29 protein-coding genes, 3 tRNA genes and 1 pseudogene are annotated in these 25,439 nt (G+C 62.9%); 13 read left to right on the forward strand and 20 right to left on the reverse strand.

The annotated features are described in order from the left end of the window. Window positions 1–9: 9 nt before the first annotated feature. A complete protein-coding gene (locus tag H6X51_RS12020) occupies window positions 10–933 on the reverse strand; it encodes a bile acid:sodium symporter family protein (RefSeq protein WP_185267724.1) in 924 nt (307 codons plus the stop codon). 161 nt (window positions 934–1,094) lie between these two features. Here H6X51_RS12020 and H6X51_RS12025 point away from each other — a divergent pair, with 161 nt between their 5' ends. The 5 genes from H6X51_RS12025 to H6X51_RS12045 all read left to right on the forward strand — a co-directional run bounded on the left by H6X51_RS12025 (window position 1,095) and on the right by H6X51_RS12045 (window position 4,089). Further along, complete coding sequence (locus H6X51_RS12025) at window positions 1,095–2,045, forward strand: LysR family transcriptional regulator (protein WP_185267725.1); 951 nt, start codon at window positions 1,095–1,097, stop codon at window positions 2,043–2,045. Between the two features lie 73 nt (window positions 2,046–2,118). Continuing rightward, window positions 2,119–2,961, forward strand: a complete 843-nt coding sequence (locus H6X51_RS12030; RefSeq protein WP_185267726.1) for a 23S rRNA (adenine(2030)-N(6))-methyltransferase RlmJ — start codon at window positions 2,119–2,121, stop codon at window positions 2,959–2,961. 108 nt (window positions 2,962–3,069) lie between these two features. Then, window positions 3,070–3,387: a DUF883 C-terminal domain-containing protein gene (locus H6X51_RS12035; RefSeq protein WP_185267727.1), complete on the forward strand. Its 318-nt coding sequence runs from the start codon at window positions 3,070–3,072 to the stop codon at window positions 3,385–3,387. Then, a complete protein-coding gene (locus tag H6X51_RS12040; RefSeq protein ID WP_185267728.1) occupies window positions 3,384–3,854 on the forward strand; it encodes a hypothetical protein in 471 nt (156 codons plus the stop codon). The genes H6X51_RS12035 and H6X51_RS12040 overlap by 4 nt, the downstream gene beginning before the upstream one ends. Then, window positions 3,811–4,089, forward strand: a complete 279-nt coding sequence (locus tag H6X51_RS12045) for a hypothetical protein (protein ID WP_185267729.1) — start codon at window positions 3,811–3,813, stop codon at window positions 4,087–4,089. Before H6X51_RS12040 ends, H6X51_RS12045 begins: the two co-directional genes overlap by 44 nt. Window positions 4,090–4,143: 54 nt before the next feature. On the opposite strand, the gene mnhG is transcribed toward H6X51_RS12045, so the two are convergent. From mnhG to nudE, 9 genes are all read right to left on the reverse strand, one after another. After that, window positions 4,144–4,527, reverse strand: a complete 384-nt coding sequence (gene mnhG, locus H6X51_RS12050) for a monovalent cation/H(+) antiporter subunit G (protein WP_235991321.1) — start codon at window positions 4,525–4,527, stop codon at window positions 4,144–4,146. Next, entirely contained in the window at window positions 4,524–4,793 is a 270-nt protein-coding gene (locus H6X51_RS12055) for a K+/H+ antiporter subunit F (protein WP_407925968.1), read from the reverse strand. Before H6X51_RS12055 ends, mnhG begins: the two co-directional genes overlap by 4 nt. 8 nt (window positions 4,794–4,801) lie before the next feature. Continuing rightward, the gene (locus tag H6X51_RS12060; protein WP_185267731.1) at window positions 4,802–5,299 is read right to left on the reverse strand and encodes a Na+/H+ antiporter subunit E; all 498 of its coding nucleotides are present in this window, start codon (window positions 5,297–5,299) and stop codon (window positions 4,802–4,804) included. After that, window positions 5,296–6,936, reverse strand: coding sequence for a monovalent cation/H+ antiporter subunit D (locus tag H6X51_RS12065; protein WP_185267732.1), 1,641 nt, complete (start codon window positions 6,934–6,936; stop codon window positions 5,296–5,298). The genes H6X51_RS12060 and H6X51_RS12065 overlap by 4 nt, the downstream gene beginning before the upstream one ends. After that, window positions 6,933–7,274, reverse strand: a complete 342-nt coding sequence (locus H6X51_RS12070; RefSeq protein WP_185267733.1) for a Na+/H+ antiporter subunit C — start codon at window positions 7,272–7,274, stop codon at window positions 6,933–6,935. The genes H6X51_RS12065 and H6X51_RS12070 overlap by 4 nt, the downstream gene beginning before the upstream one ends. Continuing rightward, on the reverse strand, window positions 7,274–10,189 hold the full coding sequence (locus H6X51_RS12075) for a monovalent cation/H+ antiporter subunit A (RefSeq protein WP_185267734.1): 2,916 nt from the start codon (window positions 10,187–10,189) through the stop codon (window positions 7,274–7,276). Before H6X51_RS12075 ends, H6X51_RS12070 begins: the two co-directional genes overlap by 1 nt. A gap of 200 nt (window positions 10,190–10,389) precedes the next feature. Beyond that, the gene (gene msrA, locus H6X51_RS12080; protein ID WP_185267735.1) at window positions 10,390–11,031 is read right to left on the reverse strand and encodes a peptide-methionine (S)-S-oxide reductase MsrA; all 642 of its coding nucleotides are present in this window, start codon (window positions 11,029–11,031) and stop codon (window positions 10,390–10,392) included. Window positions 11,032–11,040: 9 nt separating this feature from the next. Further along, a complete protein-coding gene (gene cysQ / locus H6X51_RS12085) occupies window positions 11,041–11,853 on the reverse strand; it encodes a 3'(2'),5'-bisphosphate nucleotidase CysQ (protein ID WP_185267736.1) in 813 nt (270 codons plus the stop codon). Next, entirely contained in the window at window positions 11,850–12,416 is a 567-nt protein-coding gene (gene nudE, locus H6X51_RS12090) for an ADP compounds hydrolase NudE (protein ID WP_185267737.1), read from the reverse strand. The genes cysQ and nudE overlap by 4 nt, the downstream gene beginning before the upstream one ends. 66 nt (window positions 12,417–12,482) lie before the next feature. On the opposite strand from nudE, the gene yrfG reads away from it, so the two are divergent. Next, window positions 12,483–13,154: a GMP/IMP nucleotidase gene (yrfG, locus tag H6X51_RS12095; protein WP_185267738.1), complete on the forward strand. Its 672-nt coding sequence runs from the start codon at window positions 12,483–12,485 to the stop codon at window positions 13,152–13,154. An 85-nt stretch (window positions 13,155–13,239) separates the two neighbouring features. Here the strand turns inward: yrfG and rimK are convergent, their stop codons facing one another. Then, window positions 13,240–14,145: a 30S ribosomal protein S6--L-glutamate ligase gene (rimK, locus tag H6X51_RS12100; RefSeq protein ID WP_185267739.1), complete on the reverse strand. Its 906-nt coding sequence runs from the start codon at window positions 14,143–14,145 to the stop codon at window positions 13,240–13,242. A gap of 10 nt (window positions 14,146–14,155) precedes the next feature. Beyond that, entirely contained in the window at window positions 14,156–14,623 is a 468-nt protein-coding gene (gene rimB / locus H6X51_RS12105) for a retropepsin-like aspartic endopeptidase RimB (protein WP_185267740.1), read from the reverse strand. Window positions 14,624–15,000: 377 nt separating this feature from the next. Here rimB and H6X51_RS12110 point away from each other — a divergent pair, with 377 nt between their 5' ends. The 3 genes from H6X51_RS12110 (at window position 15,001) to H6X51_RS12120 (ending at window position 18,031) form a co-directional block, all read left to right on the forward strand. Beyond that, window positions 15,001–15,408 carry an RNA-binding S4 domain-containing protein gene (locus H6X51_RS12110; protein WP_185267741.1) on the forward strand — a complete coding sequence of 136 codons (408 nt, stop codon included), beginning with the start codon at window positions 15,001–15,003 and terminating at the stop codon, window positions 15,406–15,408. A 34-nt stretch (window positions 15,409–15,442) separates the two neighbouring features. Beyond that, window positions 15,443–16,324 (forward strand): Hsp33 family molecular chaperone HslO, encoded by an 882-nt coding sequence (gene hslO, locus H6X51_RS12115; protein ID WP_185267742.1) that lies wholly within the window; start codon window positions 15,443–15,445, stop codon window positions 16,322–16,324. A 162-nt stretch (window positions 16,325–16,486) separates the two neighbouring features. Beyond that, window positions 16,487–18,031 (forward strand): phosphoenolpyruvate carboxykinase, encoded by a 1,545-nt coding sequence (locus tag H6X51_RS12120; protein ID WP_185267743.1) that lies wholly within the window; start codon window positions 16,487–16,489, stop codon window positions 18,029–18,031. Between the two features lie 310 nt (window positions 18,032–18,341). Here the strand turns inward: H6X51_RS12120 and H6X51_RS12125 are convergent. From H6X51_RS12125 to H6X51_RS12145, 5 genes are all read right to left on the reverse strand, one after another. Then, a tRNA-Lys gene (locus H6X51_RS12125) sits at window positions 18,342–18,417 on the reverse strand. Between the two features lie 14 nt (window positions 18,418–18,431). Continuing rightward, window positions 18,432–18,508: transfer RNA gene (locus H6X51_RS12130), tRNA-Pro, on the reverse strand. Window positions 18,509–18,520: 12 nt separating this feature from the next. Then, window positions 18,521–18,596 (reverse strand) — tRNA-Asn (locus tag H6X51_RS12135). Between the two features lie 219 nt (window positions 18,597–18,815). Next, window positions 18,816–20,132, reverse strand: coding sequence for an NAD(P)/FAD-dependent oxidoreductase (locus H6X51_RS12140; RefSeq protein ID WP_185267744.1), 1,317 nt, complete (start codon window positions 20,130–20,132; stop codon window positions 18,816–18,818). A 42-nt stretch (window positions 20,133–20,174) separates the two neighbouring features. After that, a complete protein-coding gene (locus H6X51_RS12145; RefSeq protein ID WP_185267745.1) occupies window positions 20,175–20,351 on the reverse strand; it encodes a DUF3094 family protein in 177 nt (58 codons plus the stop codon). 215 nt (window positions 20,352–20,566) lie between these two features. Between H6X51_RS12145 and H6X51_RS12150 the strand changes: the two genes are divergently transcribed. Then, entirely contained in the window at window positions 20,567–21,247 is a 681-nt protein-coding gene (locus H6X51_RS12150) for an energy-coupling factor ABC transporter permease (protein ID WP_185267746.1), read from the forward strand. A 69-nt stretch (window positions 21,248–21,316) separates the two neighbouring features. Then, complete coding sequence (locus H6X51_RS12155; RefSeq protein WP_185267747.1) at window positions 21,317–21,532, forward strand: hypothetical protein; 216 nt, start codon at window positions 21,317–21,319, stop codon at window positions 21,530–21,532. Between the two features lie 15 nt (window positions 21,533–21,547). Here H6X51_RS12155 and H6X51_RS12160 read toward each other — a convergent pair whose 3' ends face one another. Next, complete coding sequence (locus H6X51_RS12160; protein WP_185267748.1) at window positions 21,548–22,249, reverse strand: SIMPL domain-containing protein; 702 nt, start codon at window positions 22,247–22,249, stop codon at window positions 21,548–21,550. A gap of 172 nt (window positions 22,250–22,421) precedes the next feature. On the opposite strand from H6X51_RS12160, the gene H6X51_RS12165 reads away from it, so the two are divergent. Both H6X51_RS12165 and H6X51_RS12170 read left to right on the forward strand, forming a co-directional pair. Beyond that, window positions 22,422–23,693: an ATP-binding protein gene (locus tag H6X51_RS12165; RefSeq protein ID WP_185267761.1), complete on the forward strand. Its 1,272-nt coding sequence runs from the start codon at window positions 22,422–22,424 to the stop codon at window positions 23,691–23,693. After that, entirely contained in the window at window positions 23,690–24,244 is a 555-nt protein-coding gene (locus tag H6X51_RS12170; protein WP_185267749.1) for a response regulator transcription factor, read from the forward strand. The genes H6X51_RS12165 and H6X51_RS12170 overlap by 4 nt, the downstream gene beginning before the upstream one ends. A gap of 42 nt (window positions 24,245–24,286) precedes the next feature. On the opposite strand, the gene H6X51_RS12175 is transcribed toward H6X51_RS12170, so the two are convergent. Together H6X51_RS12175 and H6X51_RS20490 are read right to left on the reverse strand one after the other, a co-directional pair. Further along, on the reverse strand, window positions 24,287–25,135 hold the full coding sequence (locus H6X51_RS12175) for a Tim44 domain-containing protein (RefSeq protein ID WP_185267750.1): 849 nt from the start codon (window positions 25,133–25,135) through the stop codon (window positions 24,287–24,289). A gap of 192 nt (window positions 25,136–25,327) precedes the next feature. After that, window positions 25,328–25,439: pseudogene (locus H6X51_RS20490) on the reverse strand (IS110 family transposase); the annotation flags it as partial.

Here is a 25,439-nt window from a genome sequence, read left to right on the forward strand (position 1 = left end):
TGTTGACGTTTACCGCGCGGGTGGAGCATCGTCCATGGCGGCTGAATCCTGGACTCCATGTGCCATCTCGCATGAGGCATGGCGGCGCCGCCGGAATGCCACCACCGCCATGGCCGTCACATACATCACCATCGAGTAGAGTGCGGCGGGTACTGCCAGCCGTTGGTCCTGCAGGAAGCTGGTAGCCACCAGAATCGCCAGGGTGCTGTTCTGGATACCCATTTCCAGGGTGATCGATGTGGTTTGGGCGGAGTTCAGGCGCATGGCCAGCGCCGCCAGCAGGCCGACCGCCATCATGATCAGGTTGAGCAACAGCACCGCCGGTCCGCTGTAGGACAGCGTCGGCAGCAGGTTACCGCCTTCACGATACAGAATCAGCAGTATCAGGACGGCCATGAACAGCGCGCCGAACAGGCTGATCTTCGGCTCCAGCCAATGCGCCAGGCGGGCGCTGCGCGCGCGTACCCACATACCCAGTGCCACCGGCAGAAGGGTCATCAGCAATAGGCTCAGCATCATCTTCGACACCGGAATCTGCACGTTCTGATAACCATCGGAAAACACCAGGAAGGCCAGCCCGACCACCAGTGGAATGGTGACGATGGCCAGCAGACTGTTGACCGCGGTCAGGCTCACCGACAATGCCAGATCGCCGCGCGCCAGATAGGTCACCAGATTGGACGTGGCACCGCCGGGACAGGCCGCCAGCAGCACCAGGCCGATCGCCAGCACCGGGGTGGGCATCAGCCAGGCGGCGAGGGCGAAGCCGACCAGCGGCAACGCCAGCATCTGGCCGCCCAGCCCCACCAGTGCAGCGCGGGGAGAGCGGAAAATGCGGGTAAAGTCGCCGGGGGTGAGCGTCAGCCCCATCCCCAGCATGATGATGAACAAGCACAGGGGGAGTACCACCTGTGATAACAGATCGCCGGCCATGGTCAGTCCTTGCCGGTTGCGGGCATGGCCCGTCTGTCCCGGCTTGTGGTTATTGTTTCGGGAGATGAATCAGTCGCACTGATCGGGTTGCTTGTCCGATCATCCCGGCACAGTAACCTGCAACGACCTATGTGTATAATGTAGTTTTTTCAGGCGAAACAATGAGCGAAATTCATTCGAAAGGCGATCTCAACCTGTTTCGCGTTCTGCTTGCGGTGGCCGACAGTGGCAGTACCAGCGAGGCTGGAGCACAGCTGAATCTGTCGCAGTCGGCGGTCTCCCATGCCCTGCGTCGGCTGCGCGAGATGCTCGGTGACCCGCTGTTCGTCAAGCATGGTCGGCAACTGGTGATGACCGCGCATACCCGCAGCATCCTGCCGGAGGTGCGTGCGGCCCTTGAGCAGCTCGCCGGCACCACCCTGCGCAATGCTCCCTTCGACCCGACGCAGTCAGCCATGATCTTCCGCTGCGGCCTGCGCGATGCCCTCGAGTTTCTGCTGATGCCGGCGCTGATGCAACGCGCCCGGCAGCGGCGCTGGCAGGTGCGCTTTCGCAGCCAGCGGGTGCCGGGTGAAGATATCGAAGCGCGGATACTGTCCGGTGCGCTGGACATGGCGGTCGGCCTGGAATACCCGGTCAGCGAGCAACTGGCCAGCCGCGAGCTGCTGAAGGAGGAACTGTGCGTCATGGTCGGCCCCGGCCATCCGGCCTATGCCAGTGGTGCGCTGAGCCTGCAGGACTACACCCACAGTGAGCAGGTATTGGTCACCCTCGCCGAGCACGAACGCGCGCTGGTCGACCAGGATCTGCTCGGCATCGGTGGTCAGCAACGCCGCATCGCCCTGCATTGTGAACACTACCACGCCGCCGCGCAGGTGGTTGCCCAGACCGATCTGCTGCTGACCATGCCACGCAGCTACGCGCAAAGCCTGGCCCGGCTCAACGGCAATCGCCTGCTGCCGGTACCCTTCGCCTGCCGCAGCATCCCGGTGCGCCTGTACTGGCGCAAGTCACTCGGCCAGGAACCCTATATGCGCTGGTTGATGACGGAGCTGGAAGAGCTGTTGCAGGAAATGCAGGGCAGGGCAGCAAAATCCACCGGTCGTGCCTGACCGTCCCCGGTGCGACTGGCGATGAAGCGCTAACAGGCCCTAGAATGCAGCATCCGCCGTTCAGGAACCTCACATGAATTACCGCCACAGCTTCCACGCCGGCAATCACGCCGATGTCCTCAAGCATGCCATCCTGCTGCGCATGGTCACCCTGATGCAGCGCAAGGAGGCTCCCCTGTGCTATCTGGACAGTCATGCCGGCACCGCGCTGTATGACCTGCACGGCGAGGATGCCAGCCGTACCGGGGAGTATCTGGAAGGCATCGGTCGGTTATGGAGCCGGGACGATTTGCCCGAGCTGTTGCTCGCCTACCGCGATGCGGTGGCGCGCCACAATACCGATGGGCTGCTACGCTTGTATCCAGGCTCGCCACAACTGGTGGCCGATGCACTGCGTGAGCAGGACCGCATGATTCTCAGCGAACTGCACCCCGAGGATGCGCTGACGCTGAAAGATCATTTTGCCGACGAGCCGCGTATCGCCACGCACCAGCGTGATGGCTACGAGTTGCCCAAGGCCTTCCTGCCGGTGGCGGAGAAACGCGCCTTGTGGCTGCTCGACCCGCCATTCGAGAAGTCCGATGACCTGCAGCGCTGCCTCGCCGCCATGCAGGTCGGCATCCAGCGCATGCGCCAGACGGTGATCGCGCTGTGGTATCCGATCAAGGATCAGCGCCTGCTGCGTGAGTTCTACCAGGGCATCGCCGCTGCAGGGCTGCCCAAGGTGCTGCGGGTCGAGCTGAATGTGCGGCCAGTCGATACCAGCCTGGGTCTCAATGGCTCGGGACTGATGCTGGTCAACCCGCCATGGCCATTATGGGAGGAGTTGGAGCAGACCCTGCCCTGGCTCGCTGCGCAGCTGGCCCAGTCCGGGACGGGTGGCTGGCGCATGGACTGGCTGGCGGGTCAGCCCTGAGTGGGCTGATTTGCAAAAAAGCGGGAACATGCCGCAGGCCCCGGGGGTCAAGTATTGTGTCGATGTGTTGAACACGACTTATCCGAAGCTATCAAGGAGCGCATGAATATGACTGCTGTTGACAAGAACGGAACCGTGACGAAGCAAAACGATGTCAGCAAGAAAGAAGAAATCGACTCTGGTAAGGAAGCGGTGGCGGCTGCCTACAGCAAGTTGATGGAAGCCAAGGAACACTTCAAGCATGCAGCCGAAGCCGCCGGGATGGACTGGAAACAGGACGCCGAGGGGCAGCTGATGAAGGGCAAGGCCAAGGCTGAAGAGCTATGTGACCAAGCCAACAGCTACCTGCACGACAAGCCGCTGGCGACGCTCGGTCTTGCCTTTGCCGCCGGTTTCCTGGTCTCGCAGCTCATGTCCAAGAAATGACCGGTATTCCCGGAGAGAATACGCCTGAAAGCGGCGATGTCGGCGGCCAGGAGCAGCGCCGACAGCCGCTGACGGCTGAGCTCAAGTCGTCATTGGAATGGCTGGAGCATGCCGCGCTGGCAGGCGGCGATCTGGTTCGCCTGGCGGGGCTGGAGCTGCGTCTGGCCGCGGGCGACTCCGGGCGACTGGTGGTGTTGGGGTTGGTCATGCTGCCCATTGCACTGCTGGCCTGGATCGGCCTTTCCGTGCTGTTGGCGTGGCTGGTATTCGCCTGGCTTGGCTCCCAGGCGCTGGCTATCGGGACGTTCATCGTTGTACAGGTAGTGGCATTGGGAATCATGGCGGCCTATTGCAAGAAATTTGCGAAGAGCCTGTCCTTCCCGGCAACCAACCGGCAACTGAAAGCGCTGAAGGAGCAAGTGAATGGGACGCAAGACGCTGGAAAATCAGATCCGGCAGCTGGATGACCAGCTTGCCATCGAGCTTGCCCTGCTCAAGCTCGATGGGCGGGAGCGCTCTACCGCATTGCAACGGGTACCGCCGCTGTATTGGGTCGCCGCAAGCCTGGCGGCGGGGCTGCTCGCCGGTAAGCTGATCGGGTCCAATGGGCCGAAATTGCTGATCAGCCAGGGTGGCAACCTGTTCCGCCTGGCCAGTCTGCTGATGCCGAGTCTGGCTGTCGCCAGCAACGTTTCCGAATAAGTCAGGGTAACTTCTGGGCGGCGGGGTAGCGCCGCCCATCATCCTGTCCAGCCGTTATTCATCATCCGGGAACTGATAGGCATCGATCTTGCCGCTGTCGGGCTTGCGTGCGCGCAGATCGCGATACACCCCGGCACGCATCACCATCATCGATACCACTGGCGCCGTCAGCAGGACGAAGGCGGTGATCAGCAGTTCATGCACCACCGGTCGCTCCTCGGTACCGCTGAAGTACAGCATGGAGGAGATCAGGAAGCAGCCGGTGCCGACGGTAATGAACACCGCCGGACCATGAATACGCTGGTAGAAATTCGGTAGGCGCAGCAGACCCAGGGCGCCAATGAAGGTGATCAGGCCACCCAGTACCAGTAGCAGGGCGATGGGGATCGCCAGCCACGGGGAAAGGGCGCTCATCGGCTCGGTGAGGAAACTGCTCATTCGATGATCTCCCCGCGCATCAGGAACTTGGCCAGGGCAATGGATGAGACGAAGCCGGTCAGCGCTATCACCAGCGCTGCTTCGAAGTACACCATGCTCGAGAAGCGCACGCCCAGCAGCAGGATGAACAGCATCGCCACCATCCACAATGAATCCAGTGCCAGCACCCGGTCCTGGGCGGTGGGGCCGCGCAGCAGGCGGATGGCACAGAAGATCAGCGCCAGCAGCACGCACAGCTGGGCGAAACCGAGCGCCAGTGTCAGCATCAGGCCTGTCATGCTTTCTCCTGTTCGAAAATCTCGATCAAGGGGCTTTCCAGCCTGGTCTTGATCATGTTCACCCACCAGGCCGCATCGTGCAGGTCGAATACATGCAGTGCCAGGTCGTTACTGCCTGGAATGATCTCTACCCAGACGGTGCCGGGAGTGGAGTTGATGATGCACGCCAGCACCGCCAGGCCATGGGGATCACGCAGGTCCAGGGGGATGCGGATGAACTGCGAATTGAGGCGGCCCCGGCCGAACAGGATCAGTGTGCAGACGTTGAAGCACGAGCGCAGGATCTCGATCAGCGCATAGATGGTCAGGCGAATGATGGTCAGCGGCCGTGATACCCGCGCCGGCGTCGGCCGCAGCGGTGCGATCAGCAGGGGGACGGCGATGGCGATGATCGCCCCGAGCAGCAGGTGCGCCGGCTCGATGCTCTGGTTGAGCATCAGCCACAGCAGCAACAGGGCCAGCGACATCAGCGGAGTAGGCAGCCAGCGTTTCATTGCTCTACTCCTGCGGTGCTCACGACACCGGGTACCGCGGGGCTCGACAGCACGCGCTCGATATACAGCTGCGGTTGATGCAGGGTGGCGGAGGCGCGTTCCATATAGCGGCTGGTCGGCCCGGCCGCCACGCTCATCACCACGCACAGCAGCAACAACGCCAGCACCGGTGCAGCTTCACTCAGTTGCAGGCGCGGGGCCTTGGCATCCGGCGTGGCCCAGAAGGTGCGTACGCCGAAGCGCATCAGCGAGATGATCGCTGCCAGCCCCGAGATGATGATCAGCGCCAGCATGGTCCAGGCCAGCGGGCCGGCCATGTACAGGTTGTCGACGAACAGCCCGGTCGGGTTGAGCAGCGCATGGAACAGCGCGAACTTGGCCAGGAAGCCGGACAGCGGCGGCAGGCCGGCGATGATCAGCGCACAGGCGAAGAACGACAGGCCGAGGAAGGCCATCGCTGCGGGAATCACCACCCCGGCGGACTCCTCGGGGTCGTCGTCGATGGCGAAGGCTTCCATGGTCAGCGCCAGCATCGCCGCGCTGGGCTTGCGAATGCGTTCGACCAGCTCGATCAGCAGCACGAACGCTGCTACCGCCAGGGTCGAGCTGACCAGATAGAACAGCGCGGCGCCGACGACCTTCTGTTCACCATAACCGACCGCCGCCAGCAGCGTACCGGAGGAAATGATCGCGCTGAAACCGGCCATGCGCCCCAATTCCTGGCTGCCCAGCAGACCTATGGTGCCAAAGACCAGGGTGAGCAGGCCGCCAACCACCAGCGCGGTACCGGAAATCGCCCCGAGCGAAGCTTCCTGCTCGGCAAATACCAGCAGCCACAGGCGCAGCAGCACATAGACGCCGACCTTGGTCATCAGCACCAGCATCGCTGCCACTGGCGGCGCCGCTGCAGCATAGGTGGTGGGTAGCCAGAACCCCAGCGGCCACATGGCGCTCTTGGTCAGGAAGGCGATGGCCAGCACCGCGGCCCCGACTTCCAGCAGCAGCCGCTCGCTGTCGCCCAGGTTGGCGGCGCGCACCGCCAGGTCGGCCATGTTCAGGGTGCCGGCGGCGGCATAGATGAGTGCCACGCCGATCAGGAAAAACGATGAGGCGACCAGGTTGACCACCACGTACTGCATGCTGGCGCGCACCCGGTTGGCCTGCAGGCCGAGCAGCAGCAGGCCGTAGGAGGCCGCCAGCATGATCTCGAAGAACACGAACAGGTTGAACAGGTCGCCGGTGATGAAGGAGCCGTTGATCCCCGCCAGCAGGAACTGGAACAGTGAATGGAAGTGCACACCGGCTCGGCTCCAGCGGCGGTAGGAGAACAGCAGCGCCGCCACCGCGATGACCGCCGCCAGGGTCAGCATCAGCGCCGACAAGCGGTCCACCACCAGTGCGATACCGAAGGGGGCTATCCAGTTGGCGGCCAGGTAGACGCCCACGCCGTTGGGCCAGATCTCCTTGTCGGTGATCCAGAACAGGGTGATGGCGGTGGCCAGCAGCGCCAGGGTGCCGATCAGGTTGACGGCATACTTGAGCTGTTGCTGGCGGCCGCTGAGCAGTACCAGCGCCGCGGCGAACAGCAGCGGCAGCAGGATGGGCAGCAGGATCAGTTGGTCAGCCCAGAAACTCATTGGCGTGGTTCCTTACCATCCACATGGTCGGTGCCGGTCAGGCCGCGCGAGGTCAGCAGCAGGACCAGGTACAGCGCGGTGGTGGCGAAGCCGATGACGATGGCGGTGAGCACCAGCGCCTGGGTCACCGGATCGGCGAACAGCCCTGCCTCGATCGGTTCCTTCAGCGTCAACGGTGGCTTGTTCACCGTCAGGCGGCCCATGATGAAGATGAACATGTTGACCGCGTAGGAAATCAGCAGCAGGCCGATGATGACCTGAAAGGTACGCGGACGCAGGATCAGCCAGACCCCCGAGGCGAACAGGACGCCAATGGCAATGGCGATGACAGCTTCCATCAGTTTTTCTCCTTTCCAGCGGCATCGGCGGCATCGGCGGCCTCCATGGCAGCCAATGGCAGACGGTGGCTGCGGATCGACTGGTGGGCCAGCGCGGTCAGAATCAGCATGGTGGCGCCAACCACCACGCAGAACACGCCGAGATCAAAAAAGAACGCGCTGGGCATATGCAGTTCACCCAATACCGGCAGGGTGAAGTGCGCGGTATGGCTGGTCAGGAACGGATAGCCGGCCACCAGCGCGCCGAGCCCGGTAACTACGGCGATGATCAGCCCCAGCGCCAGCCAGCGGTGCGGTTGCAGGTGCAGGCGTGATTCGACCCAGACGGTGCCGGCCAGCATGTACTGGATGATGATGCCCACCGAGAACACCAGGCCGGCGACGAAGCCACCACCGGGCAGGTTGTGCCCGCGCATGAAGAAGTACAGCGAGCACACCAGGATCATCGGCAGCAGCAGGCGCAGGTACACCCCCGGCACCATCAGGTAGCCGCTCTCGGCCTGCTCGGTGGGTGTCTGCTGCGCGGCCGGGTCCACCAGGTTGGTCTGCTGGGCGGGCAGCGACATGCTTTCAGCGGCCGGGCGGAAGCGGCGCAGCAGGCCGTAGACGGTCAGTGCGACTATACCCAGCACGGCGATCTCGCCCATGGTGTCGAAGCCGCGGAAGTCCACCAGCAGCACGTTGACCACGTTGCTGCCACCACCTTCGGACAGTGCCCGCTCAAGGAAGAAGCCGCCGATACCGCTGCCGGCCGGCAGCGTCAGTACCAGATAGCTGATCGCTGCCATGCCCAGGCCGGCGAGCACTGCGAGGACGAAGTCGCGGCTACGGCGCACCCGGGCCCGGCGGTTCTCGGCGCGGTCCTGCTCGATGGACAGGATGCGCGGCGGCAGCCAGCGCAGACCGAGCAGGATCAGTACCGTGGTCACGGTTTCCACCATCAACTGGGTCAGCGCCAGATCTGGTGCGGACAGCCAGAGGAAGGTCAGGCACACCACCAGGCCGGCACCGCCGACCAGGCTGAGAGAGGCCAGGCGGTGGTATTTGGCCTGCCAGGCACCGGCAATGGCGCAGGCGCAACCGACCAGCCACAATACGCTGAAGGGAATGTGCGGCTTGCTGGGTTCTATGGCCGCCCATACCTGGGGTGCGGACCAGGCGGTGACCACCGCAGCTGCCAGGCAGACGGAAACCATCAACACCAGCTGTGGTTGCAGGCGGCGGGTGCCAAGCAGTCTTTCCAGCCGCGAGGCGCCGCTGCGCAACTCCAGCATGGTGCTTTCATAGGCCTGCTTGCCATTGAAACGGTACAGCAGTGGAACCTGGTCGCGGTGCGTGAGGTTGAACCGGGTACGCAGCACCGCATACAGCAGCACACCACCACCCAGGGCGATGAAGCTCATCAGCAACGGCACATTGAAGCCATGCCACAGTGCCAGGCTGTAGTACGGCGTCTGCTCGCCGAGTACCGCCTGCACGCCGTTATGCAACACCGGCCCTACGCTGAGGCCCGGGATGATGCCGACGATCAGGCAGAACACCACCAGAACCTCCACCGGAAAGCGCATCCAGCGTGGTGGCTCGTGTGGTGTTTTCGGCAGATCGGTGGCCGGCTTGCCGAAGAATACGTAGATGAAGCGCAGCGAGTAGGCCACGCTGAACACACCCATGGTCACCGCCGCCAGGGGCATCCACCAGTTGCTGTTGCTGCCGACCAGCAGGGCTTCAGCGAAGAACATTTCCTTGGACAGGAAGCCATTGAGGAAGGGCACCCCGGCCATGGCTGCCGAGGCGACGATCGCCAGGGTCGCGGTATGCGGCATGAGTTTGGACAGACCGCGCAATTTGCGCATGTCGCGGGTGCCGCTTTCGTGATCGATGATGCCCACCGCCATGAACAGCGAGGCCTTGAAGGTGGCGTGGTTGAGGGTATGGAAGATCGCCGCCACCATCGCCAGCGGCGTGCCTATGCCGAGCAGGGCGGTGATCAGACCCAGGTGGCTGATGGTGGAGTAGGCCAGCAGCCCCTTGAGGTCATGCTGGAAGATCGCGATGAACGAGCCGATCAGCAAGGTGCAGACCCCGGCGCCGCCAATGATCCAGGTCCACTCCGGCGTGCCCGACAGCACCGGCCACAGGCGCATCAGCAGGAAGATACCGGCCTTGACCATGGTGGCCGAGTGCAGGTAAGCCGAGACCGGCGTGGGCGCGGCCATGGCATGCGGCAGCCAGAAGTGGAACGGGAACTGCGCGCTCTTGGTCAGGGCGCCGAGGGCGATGAGAATCAGTGTGGGCAGGTACCAGGCGTGTTCGCGCAGCACCTCGCCGGAATTCAGCACCACATCCAGATCATAGCTGCCGATGATGTGGCCGAGCATCAGCACCCCGGCCAGCAGGCACAGGCCGCCGGTGGCGGTCACGGTGAAGGCCATGCGCGCACCACGCCGCGCCTCGGCGCGGTGGTGCCAGTAGCCGATCAGCAGGAAGGACGAGAGGCTGGTCAGCTCCCAGAACAGCACCAGCTGGATCAGGTTGCCCGACAGCACCACCCCGAGCATGGAGCCCATGAATGCCAGCAGGAAGGAGAAGAAGCGTGGTACCGGATCTTCCGGCGACATGTAGTAGCGTGCATACAGCACCACCAGCAGGAATATGCCGATGATCAGCATGCTGAACAGCCAGGCCAGACCATCCATGCGCAACACCAGGTTCAGCCCGTATTCGGGCATCCAGTCGAGCTGGTAGCGCAACACCTCGCCATTGTTGATATGCGGGAACTGGATACCGATGATGATCAGGCCGATCAGGGCGACGGCGGCGGCAAGCCAGGCCTCCCTGTTGCGCGCGTTCACCGGCAACAGGGCCGCGATGAAGCACCCGATGAAGGGGATCAAGATCAGTGTCAGTAACAGCATGGGCTCCCGGGGAAGATGGTCAGGGTTATTGGATTATGCGTTCGAGCCTCGCATCAGCGACACCGGCAAGAAAGCGGTCTCTAAGGCCTGTTCCCGGTGCATCGCCAGGAGCAGTTCCCAGGTCCGGCATGGTGCCGTTGAGTTATTCCGCAGAGCGGATGTTTTATTAGTAATTGCCTGAATCTGCAAGCAAAAAAATATTACCGCATGCAAACTCCGGTCCCGGCCAGGCCGCAATAGCCGCCCGGGTTCTTGTGCAAATACTGCTGATGATAGTCCTCCGCGTAGTAAAATTCCGCCGCTGGAATAATCTCGGTGGTGATCGGCCCACGACCGGCCGCCTGCAGGGCTTCGGCGAAGCGTGCGCGGCTGGCTTCGACCTGCGCTCGCTGGGCCATATCGCTGACGTAGATGCCGGAGCGGTACTGCGTGCCCAGGTCGTTGCCCTGGCGCATGCCCTGGGTCGGATCATGGCTTTCCCAGAACACCCGTAGCAGCTCGTCCAGTGTCAGGACCTGCGGATCGAATACCACCAGTACCACCTCGTTGTGCCCGGTCAGCCCGGAACAGACCTCCTCATAAGTCGGGTTCGGGGTCAGTCCGGCGCTGTAGCCGACGGCGGTGGTATGCACCCCGTCGAGTTGCCAGAACAGCCGCTCGGCACCCCAGAAGCAGCCCATGCCGACGATGATCTGCTGCAGATGGTCCGGGAACGGCGGCTTGATCGGCGTGCCCAGCACGGCGTGGATACTACTGGTGGGAATCGGCTCGGGGCGGCCGGGCAGGGCCTCGGTGGCGCTTGGCAGGCGCATTTTGTGCTCGGGCGGTGTTCGGAGAAACATGGTGGACTCCTATGTTGGTTCTGAGAGCAGCAGTTGCCGCAGGGCCGGGTCGGGGCTGCCGGTGGCGATGAAGTACGGGTTCAGCCAGTCTGTGCGGTGCGGGTAGGCGAAGCGCTGGCCGTGCAGATCCAGCACCTGACCGCCGGCACCTTCCAGCACCGCCTGGGCGGCCGCGGTGTCCCACTGGCTGGTGGGGGCGAAGCGCGGGTACAGGTCCGCAGCGCCCTCGGCCAGGACGCAAAATTTCAGTGAGCTGCCGACCCCGGCCAGCTCCACGGCATGGGCCTGCCGCAGGCGTTGCAGCAGCGCTTCCTGCTCGGCGCTGGTATGCCGGCGGCTGGCGACCACCCGCAATGGCCTCGCCGGGGCACGGCAGTGCAGCGCCTCAGGCGCCTGATTGCCCTGCTGGCGCCAGCTGCCGAGCCCGGCACCGCCCCAGTACAGGGTATCGCGCGCCGGGACGCCGACCACGCCGAAGCGCACCTGTCCGTCTTCGATCAGGGCAATATTGACGGTGAACTCGTCGCTGCCGGCAATGAACTCCTTGGTGCCGTCCAGCGGGTCGATCAGCCAGAAACGCGACCAGTGCCGACGCTGCGGCAGTGGCACATCGGCAGCTTCCTCGGACAGCGTCGGGATATCCGGGGTCAGCGCCTGCAATCCATCAAGAATGCACTGGTTGGCCGCCAGATCGGCGGCAGTGACCGGGGAATCATCGGTCTTGATGATCACTTCCGGGTCCTGGCGCCACCAGGGCATCGCTGCCTGGCCAGCATCACGTGCCAGTTGGCAGAGTCGCTCGACAGCGAACGGCAGGCTCATGGCCGCAGCTCGCCGCGTTGTTCGAGCAGGTCACGCACCAGGTACAGCGCCGCCAGTGCCCGGCCTTCGGAAAAGCCCGGGCGCGACAGCAGCTCGCTCAGGGCGTACAGGTCAACACTGTCGACGCGGATCGGTTCGGGTTCATCACCCGGCAGGCGCTTCTCATACAGGTCGCGCGCCAGTACCACCGAGATGCTCTGGCTCATGTAGCCGGGTGACAGTGACAGCTTGCCCAGCAGTTCCATGCGCTGGGCACCGAAGCCGGCTTCTTCCATCAGTTCGCGGTTGGCCGCATCCAGCACGTCCTCGCCCGGCTCGACCAGGCCCTTGGGCAGCGACAACTGGTAGTCATGGGTGCCGCCGCAATACTCCTCGATCAGCAGGGCCGTGCGCTCATCCTGCAAGGCCACCACCATCACCGCACCGTAGCCCGCGCCGGAGCCAACCAGGCGTTCGTAGGTGCGCTCGGTGCCGTTGCTGAAACGCAGCTGCATCTGCTCGACGGTGAACAACCGACTCTTGGCGACAACGCGGGCGTCGAGAATCTCTGGCTTCTGCGGCATGCTGGCTCCGTGATCAATGGGTGGTCTGTTATCATAGCCGTCCACTCAAGCAAAACCCAACCACTCATGCTCAACTGGAATACCATCGACACCGTCCTGCTGGATATGGACGGTACGCTGTTGGACCTGCACTTCGATAATCACTTCTGGGTCGACTACCTGCCGCAGTGCTATGCCCGCCAGCACGGCCAGACGCTGGCGTGGGCCAGAGAGCGGATCGACCCGCTGATGCGGCGTATCCATGGCCAGCTGGACTGGTACTGCCTGGACTTCTGGACCCGCGAGCTGGGCCTGCCGATCGTCGAACTCAAGCGCGAGGTGGCGCACCTGATCCGCCTGCGCCCGGATGCCGATGCGTTTCTGCAGGCGCTGCAGCAGAGCGGCCGGCAGGTGGTACTGATCACCAATGCGCACCGCGATTCACTGTCGCTGAAAATGGAGCGGGTCGAGCTGCGCACCTATTTCCAGCGCTTGATCAGCTCCCACGATTTCGGTTATCCCAAGGAACAGCAGGCGTTCTGGCATGCGCTGCGCGGCGAGGTGGAGTTCGATCCGGCGCGCACTCTGTTCATCGATGATGGCCTGGCGATCCTGCGCGCCGCCCGCGAGTTCGGTATCGCGCAGCTGCTGGCGGTGCGCCAGCCGGACAGTCAGGGTGGACTGCGTGATACCGAGGAGTTCGCGGCCGTCGAGGACTACGCCAGCCTGGTGCGGGCCATTGGGGAAACCGGGGCGTAGCGCCTCCGGCTCAGCCGCCTTGCGTCGAGCAGGCGCTCGACACACCGAAGAGCAGGCCAGCGTCAGTCCTTCAGCCGGTATCGGCTCAGCCCTTACCCCGGGTCCGCGTCTGGTTCGGCCGGGCGTTCTTCTCGATGTATTCGATGATCAACCCGGCGACATCCTTGCCGGTGGTCGACTCGATGCCTTCCAGCCCCGGCGAGGAATTGACTTCCATGACCACCGGACCGTGGTTGGAGCGCAGGATATCCACACCGGCGACGTTCAGCCCCATGACCTTGGCCGCACGCACTGCGGTCATGCGTTCCTCAGGGGTGATCTTGATCAGGCTGGCGCTGCCGCCACGGTGCAGGTTGGAGCGGAACTCGCCGGGCTTGGCCTGGCGTTTCATCGCCGCGATCACCTTGTCGCCGACCACCAGGCAGCGGATGTCCGCGCCGCCGGCCTCCTTTATATATTCCTGCACCATGATGTTGGCCTTCAGGCCCATGAAGGCTTCGAGTACCGATTCGGCGGCCTGTTCGGTCTCGCACATGACCACGCCGATGCCCTGGGTGCCTTCCAGCAGCTTGATCACCAGCGGCGCACCGCCGACCATGTTGATCAGGTCGGGGATGTCATCCGGCGAATGAGCGAAGCCGGTCACCGGCAGGCCGACGCCCTTGCGTGACAGCAGCTGCAGGGAACGCAACTTGTCCCGCGAACGGCTGATCGCCACCGACTCGTTCAGCGGAAACACGCCCATCATTTCGAACTGGCGCAACACTGCGGCGCCATAGAAGGTTATAGAGGCGCCGATGCGCGGGATCACCGCGTCGAAGGGCTCCAGTTCGGTGCCCTTGTAATGGATGCTCGGCTTGTGGCTGGCGATGTTCATGTAGGCACGCAGGGTGTCAATCACCCGCACCTCATGGCCGCGCGCCCGCCCGGCCTCGACCAGGCGGCGGGTAGAGTAGAGATTGGGGTTGCGCGACAATACCGCAATTTTCATGATGTTCTGTTCAACCTTCTGTATATAGGTCTGTCTGGGGGTGGTTCTGGACGAAGCGTAGTCCAGGGTTGATGACAAGCTGGCCATCGAGCATGGCGGTGCAACCGAGCAGTACCCGGTAGCGCATCGACTTGCGGCAGGTGAGGGTGAAGTCCACCCACCAGCACTTGTCACCCAGCACCATCGGAGTGCGGATGACATGACGTTCCTGCAGATGCCCATTGGAGCTCTTGACCCGCTTGAAGCTGACCAGCCGGGCCTCGCATTCGGTATCGCGGGGTTTGTGCGGGGTGCCGGTATGGGCTTTGAAGCGCACCCAGGTCTCGCCGTCACGTTCGAAGGTCTCGATATCACTGGCATGCAGCGCCGAGGTCCTGGCGCCGCTGTCCACCTTGGCCCGGAGCTTGGGTATGCCCAGCTCCGGCAGGCCGATCCACTCGCGTAACCCGATCACGTTCAGATGATCGAAGGTCTTCATTCCCCCTCCTGCAATCGGCAATCTGCAATGGCGCGCATCATGGGCCAAGATCGATGATTCAACAAGCTTGATACACTGGTGAGCACAGGGTCTGTTGACGTTTCATCATAAGCCGCGTTGCAGCGTAAAATCTCGCCAGGCTAGGCGTGGGACGCAGGCAATGGTCATTCCCTTGCCAAGTCCCGCAACGACGCATGGCGAGATTTTACGCGCAACCCGGAGGGCCGGGCCTGTTTTTGCGCGATGCTGCGTTACTCGTCGTTCATTTGGAATGACCAAATTTCTCTCCTCGCGCCTTGCCTCGCGCAAAAACAGGCGCCGGCGCGGCTTATGATGAAACGTCAACAGACCCTAGGTTCTACAGGAGTACAGATCCGATGAGCGAAGATGGCAAGCCGCGGCTGGATAAATGGCTGTGGGCGGCGCGGTTTTTCAAGACCCGTGCATTGGCCAAGGCAGCGATCGAGGGCGGCAAGGTGCATAGCGCGGGTGAGCGCTGCAAGCCGAGCAAGGAGCCGAAGGTCGGCGACGAGCTGCAGATACGGCAGGGGCACGACACCCGTACGGTAGTGATCCGGGCCGTTTCCATGGTCCGCCGGGGTGCGCCCGAGGCCCAGCTGCTGTATGAGGAAACGCAGCAGAGCATCCAGCAGCGCGAGGCCGCCGCCGCGCAGCGCAAGGCCGCCGCCCCGGGGCTGCTGATCAGCGAGCATCGTCCGACCAAGAAGCAGCGTCGGCAGATTCACCGCTTTCGCGACGAGCGCAATACGCTTTCCGGTGATTGATTGGGTATAATCGGGGTTTTTTGAAGGTGAAGCCATGTCCTCCCAGGATGTCACCCAGCGTTTTCTGTTCGAGCACGCCGATGTGCGTGGTGAACTGGTGTCGCTGAACCAGAGCTATGGTGAGATTCTCGCCAAACATGACTATCCCGAGCCGGTCAAGGCGCTGCTGGGCGAGATGCTGGCCGCGGCAGTGCTGTTGTCCACGGCGATCAAGTTCGATGGCCTGCTGATCATGCAGGCGCGCTCATCGGGGCCGCTCTCGACCCTGATGGTGGAATGTTCCAGCCAGCAGGAAGTGCGTGCGATCGCCCGCTACAGTGACGACCTGCAAGGGGAAGGGTTGGCCGCGTTGATGCCCGATGGCGTGCTGGCGATTACCATCGACCCCGACCAGGGTCAGCGCTACCAGGGCGTGGTCGCTCTGGAAGGGAACTCGCTGGCCGACTCCCTGGCCGGCTATTTCGACAGCTCGGAACAGCTGCCCAGTCGCTTCCGCCTGCTGGCCGACGGACGCACCGCCCGCGGCTTCATGCTGCAGGCCTTGCCCGCCGATCGTCAGACCGATCCGCAGGAGCGTCAGGAAACCTGGAATCGCCTGAGCATACTGGCCGATACCCTGAGTGTGGAGGAGCTGATGGCGCTGGATAACCAGACCATCCTGCACCGCCTGTATCACGAAGAGGACGTCAGGCTGTTCGATGAACGTTCCGTTAGCTTTCGGTGCAGCTGTTCGGCGGAACGATCGGGCAGTGCCCTGGTCAGTCTGGGGCGGGACGATGCATTTTTGCTGTTGGAAGAGCGTGGTGGCGAGATAGATATCGACTGCCAGTTCTGCAGTACCCGATATCTGTTCGACCGGGCAGCACTGGTCGAGCTGTTCGACAAGGTTCGGGATCACGCCCGGAGCCTGCATTGACCAACCGCGGCGCCCGCCGCTTAGCGCGGCGGCCAAAACTTTGGCATAATGTCGCGCTTGCGCGGTGATGGCGCTGTTTTCAAAGCTGTAAAACCCTAGGTGCTGAGGCCGAATCCATCGGTCTTGTGGAGATTTCGGTCAAGCCGAAGAGGACGAAGTTTGATGACGCAAGCTACCAACACAGTATTTAACGACCTGAGTATTGCCGAGCTGATCGAGTTGGCGGTCCAGCGCAATGAGGGTCAACTGGCCGATAATGGCGCCCTGGTGGTCAAGACCGGCGAGCGCACCGGCCGCTCGCCGATGGATCGCTTCATCGTTGACGAGCCGTCCACCAGCACCGCCATCGCCTGGGGTCCGATCAACCGTCCGTTCCCGGCAGACAAGTTCGATGCCCTGTGGACCCGCGTCGAAGACTACCTGGCCGAAGGCCCGAGCTACGTCTCTCACGTTCACGTCGGCGCCAGCCCGGAGCACTACCTGCCGGTCGTCATGGAAACCGAAACCGCCTGGCACAACCTGTTCGGCCGCACCCTGTTCATCAACCCGCCGCAGTACAATCCGGCGGGCAAGGAGCAGTGGCAGATCCTCAACGCACCGCACTTTGTCTGCGAGCCCGAGCGTGATGGCACCAACAGCGACGGCTGCGTGATCCTCAACTTCGCCCAGCGCAAGGTGCTGCTGGCTGGCATGCGCTATGCCGGTGAAATGAAGAAGGCGATGTTCTCGGTACAGAACTTCCTGTTGCCGGCCAAGGATGTGCTGCCGATGCACTGCGCCGCCAACGTCGGTGACGACGGCGACACCACCCTGTTCTTCGGTCTGTCCGGCACCGGCAAGACCACCCTGTCCGCCGATCCGGCACGCAACCTGATCGGTGACGACGAGCATGGCTGGGGCGAAGGCATCGTGTTCAACATCGAGGGTGGTTGCTACGCCAAGTGCATCGACCTGTCGCAGAAGAACGAACCCATCATCTGGGATGCGATCAAGTTCGGTTCGGTACTGGAAAACGTCATCATCGACCAGGACTCCCGCAAGGCCGACTACACCGATGTATCCCTGACCCAGAATACCCGTGCCGCCTATCCGCTGGAGCACGTCGAGAAGCGCGTCGAGGCCAACTTCGCCGGTGAGCCGAACGCGATCATCTTCCTGACCTGCGACCTGACCGGCGTGCTGCCGCCAGTGTCCATCCTCAACAACGAGCAGGCTGCCTATCACTTCCTGTCCGGCTACACCGCGCTGGTCGGCTCCACCGAGATGGGTTCGGGCGGCGGTATCAAGTCCACCTTCTCCACCTGCTTCGGTGCGCCGTTCTTCCCGCGTCCGGCCGGCGAGTACGCCGAGCTGCTGATCAAGCGCATCAATGCCTTCGGCAGCAAGGTCTATCTGGTCAACACCGGCTGGACCGGTGGCGGCTACGGTGTCGGCAACCGCTTCAGCATCCCGACCACCCGCGCCATCATCGCGGCGATCCAGTCGGGTGCGCTGGTCGGCGCCGAGACCGAGCACGTGTCGGTGATCAACCTGGATGTGCCCAAGGCGGTTCCGGGCGTCGAGACCAAGCTGCTGAACCCGCGCAACACCTGGAGCGACCAGGCTGCCTATGACGCGGCAGCGCGCGACCTGGCCGGTCTGTTCATCGAGAACTTCAAGAAGTTCGAGGTGGCCGAGGCCATCGTCAAGGCGGGCCCGCAGCTGTAAGGCTGATCCTGTCTGTACAACAAACCCGCCAATCGGCGGGTTTGTTGTTTTCGGGATGAGTTCGGCTTTGCAGCGAGAGTCTGCTATTGCGGCGAGGCGCCGCTCCTACAATTGCCGGGCAGCACCACAGTGCTGAGCAGGGCTTCAGGCTTTCTGTAGGAGCGGCGCCTCGCCGCGATAGCGAGCTTTCAGAAAACAACAAAAAGGTGGTTGCAGGCCAGGCAGCACTTGACCCCGGCAAGACAGACTTCTGTCCCGGGTTGGGTGTGCTGAAAAAAAGGGAGGTGCTACGAATACTGCGAGGTTTGAGTGGTGGGTCGTGTAGGATTCGAACCTACGACCAATTGGTTAAAAGCCAACTGCTCTACCAACTGAGCTAACGACCCAATGCTCAAAAAAATGGTCGGGGTAGGGGGATTCGAACTCCCGACATCCTGCTCCCAAAGCAGGCGCGCTACCAGACTGCGCTATACCCCGATCTTTGCAAGATGGCTCCGCGACCAGGACTCGAACCTGGGACCCAATGATTAACAGTCATTTGCTCTACCGACTGAGCTATCGCGGAATTACCTTGAAACGCCTTGCAACCTCGGCAAGTTGATGTGGTTGGTGTCACATATCCCCTGCTGAGGCGCGCCATTTTACCGGCCACGGCGGGGCTGTCAACCCCGAAATTGAGCTTCTTGCACAATCAGCCGAAACAGTTGCGAATGACGCTGCGGTTTCGTGCCCAGGCTGCCCGTCATTCGCCGCCGCTGGCGAAGAATGACGGGCCATTACAGCCTCAGTGCAGTTTCAGGCGTGGTTCGGTGCTGCGGCCTATGCGATCGCTGAGCATCAGCATGATGGTGCGTGGCAGACCGTACAGGGCCATCTGGTGCATGCGGTACAGCGAGATGTAGAACATGCGTGCCAGCCAGCCTTCGAGCATCACGCTGCCGGTCAGGTTACCCATGAGGTTACCGACGGCGCTGAACGAGGACAGCGAGATCAGTGAGCCGTAATCGCGGTAGCGATAGGGCTTCAGCGGCTTGCCATCCAGCAGGTTGTGCAGGTTCCTGCTCAGCAGGGTGGCCTGCTGGTGGGCGGCTTGGGCGCGCGGGGGTACGAACTTGCCGGATTCATCCATCGGGCAGGCGGCGCAATCGCCAAAGGCGAAAATGCGCTCGTCCTCGGTGCGCAGGGTCTGGTCCACCAGCAACTGGTTGATGCGGTTGCTCGGCAGGCCAAGTTCGGCAAGGAAGGCCGGGGCACGGATGCCGGCGGCCCAGACCTTCAGCGAAGCGGGGATGAACTCGCCATTGGCCAGTTGCAGGCCATCGGCGCGGACTTCACTGACCGGTGAGCCGGTATGGGTATGCACGCCCAGTTCGTCCAGGGTGGTCGCTGCGGTATTGGCGATGCGCTCGGGCAGGGCTGGCAGTATGCGCGGGCCGGCCTCGACCAGGTTGACGTTCAGGTCCTCGGGGCCAATCCGGTCCAGGCCGTAGGAGCGCAGCATCAAGGCCGCATGGTGCAGCTCGGCGGCCAGCTCCACGCCAGTGGCGCCGGCACCGATGATGGCGACGTTGATCGACTCGTTGTGCGTCATCTCGCCGTGCACCTGGGCCTTGAGGTACTGGTTGATCAGGCGTGTATGAAAGCGCTCGGCCTGCGCGCGGGTATCCAGGAACAGGCAATGTTGCGCGGCGCCGGGGGTATTGAAGTCGTTGGTATTGCTGCCGACGGCGATGACCAGATAATCATAGGCCAGTTGTCGTGCCGGGATCAGCGGCTCGCCATTCTCGTCGAGGATGGGTGCCAACTGGAGCAGTCGCTGTTGCCGATCCAACCCGGTCATGCAGCCGAGCTGGAAGTTGAAATGATTCCACTTGGCCTGGGCGACGTAGTTGAGTTCCTCTTCGGTGGCGTTCAGCGAACCGGCAGCGACCTCATGCAGCAGCGGCTTCCAGATGTGCGTCATGTTGGCATCGACGAGGGTGATACGGGCGCGCTTGCGTTTGCCCAGACGGCGCCCGAGACGGGTGACCAGCTCGAGGCCGCCGGCCCCTCCGCCGACGACAACAATGTGGGGAGGGGGAGAAACTGCGGATTGTGACATTGCATGGACTCTCAGATAACAGGAAATCTTTGCCTGTCAGAGTCACGCGATAACCAGCGAGGCGAGAAAACGCGCCAGCAAGCCGAGGCCGAGTACGGTCGCGAGAATGGCAGCGAGCAGCCACCAGACCCTGAAGGGTTTGCGCTCGACCTGATGCAGGGGAGAGTTGAGGTATTCTTCGACCCGTTTCTGGTCTTCAGGGTAGAGACGGCTGGCCATGTGTCACCTTCGTTGCTTTTCTTGTATGGACGCAATTCTGTGTTGCGCGGGAGTCTGACGGACTATGCGACCATTCTATGCCGCATCCGCGCAGATTGCACCTTGCCGGGGTGGCGCTGCAGGAGCGGATGTGGGCTGTTATGATCTGTCCGCCCCGCATCTTGCCCGGCAGGGTGCTGTCGGGCAACACAGATCAGCCATCATCAGGAGATCCCATGCTCTCAGCCAGCCTGCTTACCACCACCCAGATCGTACTCAGCCTGCTGCTGTATGGTGGTGCCTTGTTGTGGGCGCTGATGCGGGTGTCCTGGGTCGAACTGGTGGCTGACAGCCGCCGCCAGCACCTGTTCTTCGGCAGCGTGTTCGCGCTGTTCGTGCTGTGGTTGTTGCGCAAGGATTTCGACAACGGCCTGACCTTCCATTTCCTCGGCCTGACGGTGGTCACGCTGATGCTCGACTGGCCGCTGGCGCTGACCGCCGGCACGCTGGCTCAGTTGGCGCTGGTGCTGCTGGGGCTGGATGATGCCAGCGCGCTGGGCGCCAACGGCCTGCTGCGCATGCTGATTCCGGTGCTGGTGACGGTGCTGATGAGCCGGATGCTGGAGCGTTTCAAGCCGACCAATCTGTTTCTGTACATCTTCATCAGCGGCTTCTTCGCCGCTGCCCTGGGGGCGGTGGGCACCATGCTGGCGGGCATGGGGCTGCTGGCCTGGTCCGGGCAACTGACCCCGCCCGGCTCGCTGGCCGAACTGGTCGGCTACATGATCATGGTGATGTTTCCCGAAGGCTTCATCAATGGCATGGGGGTAGCGGCCCTGGTGGTGTTCTACCCCGACTGGGTGGAAACCTTCGATACCGATCGCTATCTGCAGGAGCCCTTCGACGACGAGCGTTGAATCTGCGCCAGATCAATACAGGCAGCGTGGCGGTATGCTGCAATCATGATTTTTCCAGGAGAGTAGGCGATGTCGATATACAAACTGGCGGGGAGTGTCATGCAGCAGGCGCTGGCGCAGGCTGCCGAGGCTGGTTATGGCGAGCAGGAGATGGCGCGGGCGCTGATGGCCGAGGTGATCGCGGTGTACAAGCGTGACCGCAGTCCGGCGGATATCGCCCATGAGCTAGGTTTCCTCGCCGAGAATCTCGACGAGGATCAGGACTATCCGTTCATGCGGCCATAGGGCAGGCTCGGGCCCTCAAGGCATCTGCACCTCGATCACGCCATCGGCGCTGACCGTGACATCCGCCTCGCCGCCCTCCACGGCGGGGGAGGCCATTTCCGCGTCGGCGGCCATGGCCATCACCTTGTTGCTGCGCAGGTAGGGGCGTGGCGACATGAACTGGGTATTCAGGTTCAGATGAACGATCTTGTAGCCGTTGCCGCCCAGGCTCTCGGTGGCGATGTCGGCGCGGTTCCTGAACGCCTCGATCGCCTGCTTGATCAAGCCGTCTTCGGTCTTGCTGCGGTTGGCCGGTGACAGGCTGAATTGCATGCTGTCCAGGCTCAGGGCGCCGAGCAGGTCACCGGTGGTGCTGGAGACCTGGGCGAAGTCGCTACCCTCCAGGCGGATCTCGCCACGCTCGCGCCAGGCGACGATGTTCTGCCGTTTTTCGTCATACACCGGCTGGCTGTAGCGGTTGCCGCTGCTGACCTTGAGATTGCTGTTCTTACGGGCGGTTTCCAGCCCCTGGTTCAGGGTTGCGGTGATGCGATTGGCCAGCTTGGCCGGATCCGTATCCTGCTCCTCGGTGAACAGGGTGACGGTCAGGGTGTCGTTGTTGACCGACTGCTGCACCTCGGCGCGCAGCGATACCTGGTTGTAGTTCAATGGCTCGGCCAGCACCTGTCCGGCGAAGGCCAGGCTCGCCACCAGTGGCAACAGCAGAAATGAACGCATGAAATTCTCCTTGTGGCATACCGGGGAATTCGCTCCCCAAGTCCCTGAGACCGATATGTGGCATGACGGTTCCCCTCTGCCATCATTCCCGCATTTGTGCGACGCTATGCCACACGAGGGCCGTCAGCGGTCGATTCTATACTGGAGCGAACTTTTGTCGCAGCGACTATTGATGAACCTGAATGCCCTGGCGCTTTCGCCCACCCGGCAGAATCTCTGGCGGCTGATCTTCATTCGCCTGCTGGTACTGGCGGCCCAGGCATTGTCGGTACTGGGAGCCTGGTACAGCGGCTGGTTCGCCCTGGAATGGATGCCGTTGTTGCTGACCCTGGGCATTTCCGCGGGGGTCAGCCTGCTGTCGCTGCTGCGCCTGTCGCGCGGCTGGCCGGTGACCAGTATCGAATATGGCATGCAGCTGCTGTTCGACATCCTGGTGCACAGTGTGCTGCTGTACTACGCAGGCGGCCCGACCAACCCCTTCGCTTCCTACTTCCTGGTGCCGCTGACGATTGCCGCAGCGACGTTGTCGTGGGTCTACACCGCGATCCTCGCCAGTGTGGCGATGCTCGCCTACAGCCTGCTGCTGTTCTGGTATCACCCGCTGGCGCTGTTCGAGATGCCGGTGCGTGACAGTCAGATCAATATCCGGGTCATTGGCCTGTGGCTGAACTTCGCTATGAGCGCCGGGCTGATCAGTCTGTTCGTGGTGCACATGGCCGAGGCGCTGCGCAAGCATGCCGAGCGCCTGGCCGAGCGCCGTGAGCAGAGCCTGCGTGATGCCCAGCTGCTGGGTATTGCCAGCGTCGCCGCTGGCGCCGCGCATGAGCTGTCGACGCCGCTGTCGACCATGAGCGTGCTACTCAAGGACATGCGCTCGGATCATACCGACCCGCAGATCCAGGAGGACCTGGAGCTGCTGCAGGAGCAGGTGCGCCAATGCAAGGAAAGCCTGCAGCAGATGGTACGCAGTGCCGAATTCAATCGCAGCCAGCCGCATAACAACCAACCGGTCGATATCTGGCTCAAGGGCCTGCTGGAGCGTTGGCAACTGATGCGTCCCGAGGCCTCCTGGCAATTGAAACCCCTGCCGCCGGGACCGGTGCCGCAGGTGAAGGACAGTCCTGAACTGGGGCAGTCGATTCTCAACCTGCTGAACAACGCCGCTGATGCCTGCCCTGACAACATCAGCATCGCGCTGGAATGGAATGCCCAGCGACTGCGCCTGTGCATCCGCGATCATGGCCCCGGCGTCCCGTTGCACATTGCCGAGCAACTGGGTACCGCGTTCGTCACCACCAAGGGCAAGAAAGGCTTCGGGCTGGGGCTGTTCCTCAGCCAGGCGGCGGTCGAGCGTATCGGTGGTAGTGTAAAACTGTTCAACCAGGATGGCGGGGGTACACTGACAGAGGTAATCTTGCCGATAGCAACCGAGGATCAGGCATGACTGAAGAAATCAATCTGGAAGAACAGCCGTTGCTGTTGCTGGTGGATGACGACCCGACTTTCACCCGGGTAATGGCCCGGGCCTTGACTCGTCGTGGCCTGCAGGTGGATATCGCTGGCGGCGCGGAAGAGGCGATGGCCGTGGCGCGTCAGCGTCGCCCCGACTACGCGGTGCTGGACCTGAAAATGGAAGGCGACTCGGGGCTGGTACTGCTGCCGCGCCTGCTGGAGCTGTATCCGGACCTGCGGGTGGTGATCCTCACCGGCTATTCCAGCATTACCACCGCGGTGGAGGCGATCAAGCGTGGCGCCTGCAACTATCTGTGCAAGCCGGCGGATGCCGATGACGTGCTGACCGCGCTGCTGTCGGACCAGGCCGACCCGGACAGCCTGGTGCCGGAACACCCGATGTCGGTGGACCGTCTGCAGTGGGAGCATATCCAGCGGGTGCTGGGCGAGCACGACGGTAATATCTCGGCTACCGCCCGGGCGCTGGGGATGCACCGCCGGACACTGCAACGCAAGCTGCAGAAACGCCCGGTTCGGCGCTAGGCGGGGCGTGTCGAGCATCTGCTCGACGCACCCCCGGCAATATCAGTTCTGACGGATACCGCAGATCAGCCACGGCTGGTTGTCGCCGTCGGCACGTTCCAGGCGCCAGCTCTCATCGAAGCGTTCACCTTCATCCTGCGGGAACTCCCGATCCAGGCCGGTAAAGCCGACGGTGGCGATAGTCCGGCCGTCGCGTTGCTCGATGCCTTCCAGGCGCACTTCCAGCTGTTCGACGAAGCCGTTGCTGCTCGGCGGGGCCTCGGCGCGGGCGGCCAACATCTGCTGCAGCAGCGTCGGGTCCAGGTATTCGGCCATGCCGGCGGTATCGCCGTCTCGCCAGTGGCGCTGCAGGGTGTAGAAATGCTCCTCGGCACCTTTGAGGAAGCTGTCGGCATCGAACCAGGCCGGCGCCTGCATGGTGATCGGCTGCGCCGCGGGCTCGGCGACAGGACCACTCTGGGGCCAGTTCTGCTGCTGGGGAAACTCGCTCGGGCCACCGGCCGGATGTGGCTGACGCTGCATCGCACCGGCATTGCGGCGGGAGGAGAACAGCTTGAACAGCACGAAGGCGATCAGGCTGAAGATCAGGATGTCGAACAGCTGCAGACCCTGGAAACCATCACCGAACAGCATGGAAGCCAGCAGGCCGCCGGCGGCGATACCGGCCAGCGGGCCGAGCCATCGGCTGGCGCCGGAGCTGGCTGCCGGATTCTGTTGCTGGTTGCGCGGCGCGGCCTGCTGCTGCGGCGCCTGCTGGCGCTGGGCCGGCTGGCTCTTATGCATGGGCGCGGAGCCGAAGCTCTTGCCGCCGCCCATGCGCCGTGCCTCGGCATCGGGCATGGTCAGGCCGACCATCAGGAATACGGTGAAAAGGGGTAACAGCCAACGCATGGGCAGAATTCTCCAGGATAATCAGTCGGGCGATAGTGCCAAACCTGGGCAACTGTCGCCAGCGCTAAAATGTTTCGTTGTTTGAGGCTGGGGCTGCTGATGGTCCGCTATCGCGGCGGGGCGCCGCTCCCACGGGTTATGCGCGGGCTGCCGGGTGAGGTTGTGGGAGATTCTATGGTTCCAGGCAACCCCTTATTCTGCTGTTTTTGGCTGGTAGGTTGTCTGGCTCTGCATCAGCGCAAAGGCAATACGTGCCAGCTTGCGCGCCAGTTTAACCAGCGCTTGAACCGGTTTCAGCCCCTGT

This window comes from Halopseudomonas xiamenensis, from assembly GCF_014219065.1.
Taxonomy (GTDB): domain Bacteria; phylum Pseudomonadota; class Gammaproteobacteria; order Pseudomonadales; family Pseudomonadaceae; genus Halopseudomonas; species Halopseudomonas xiamenensis.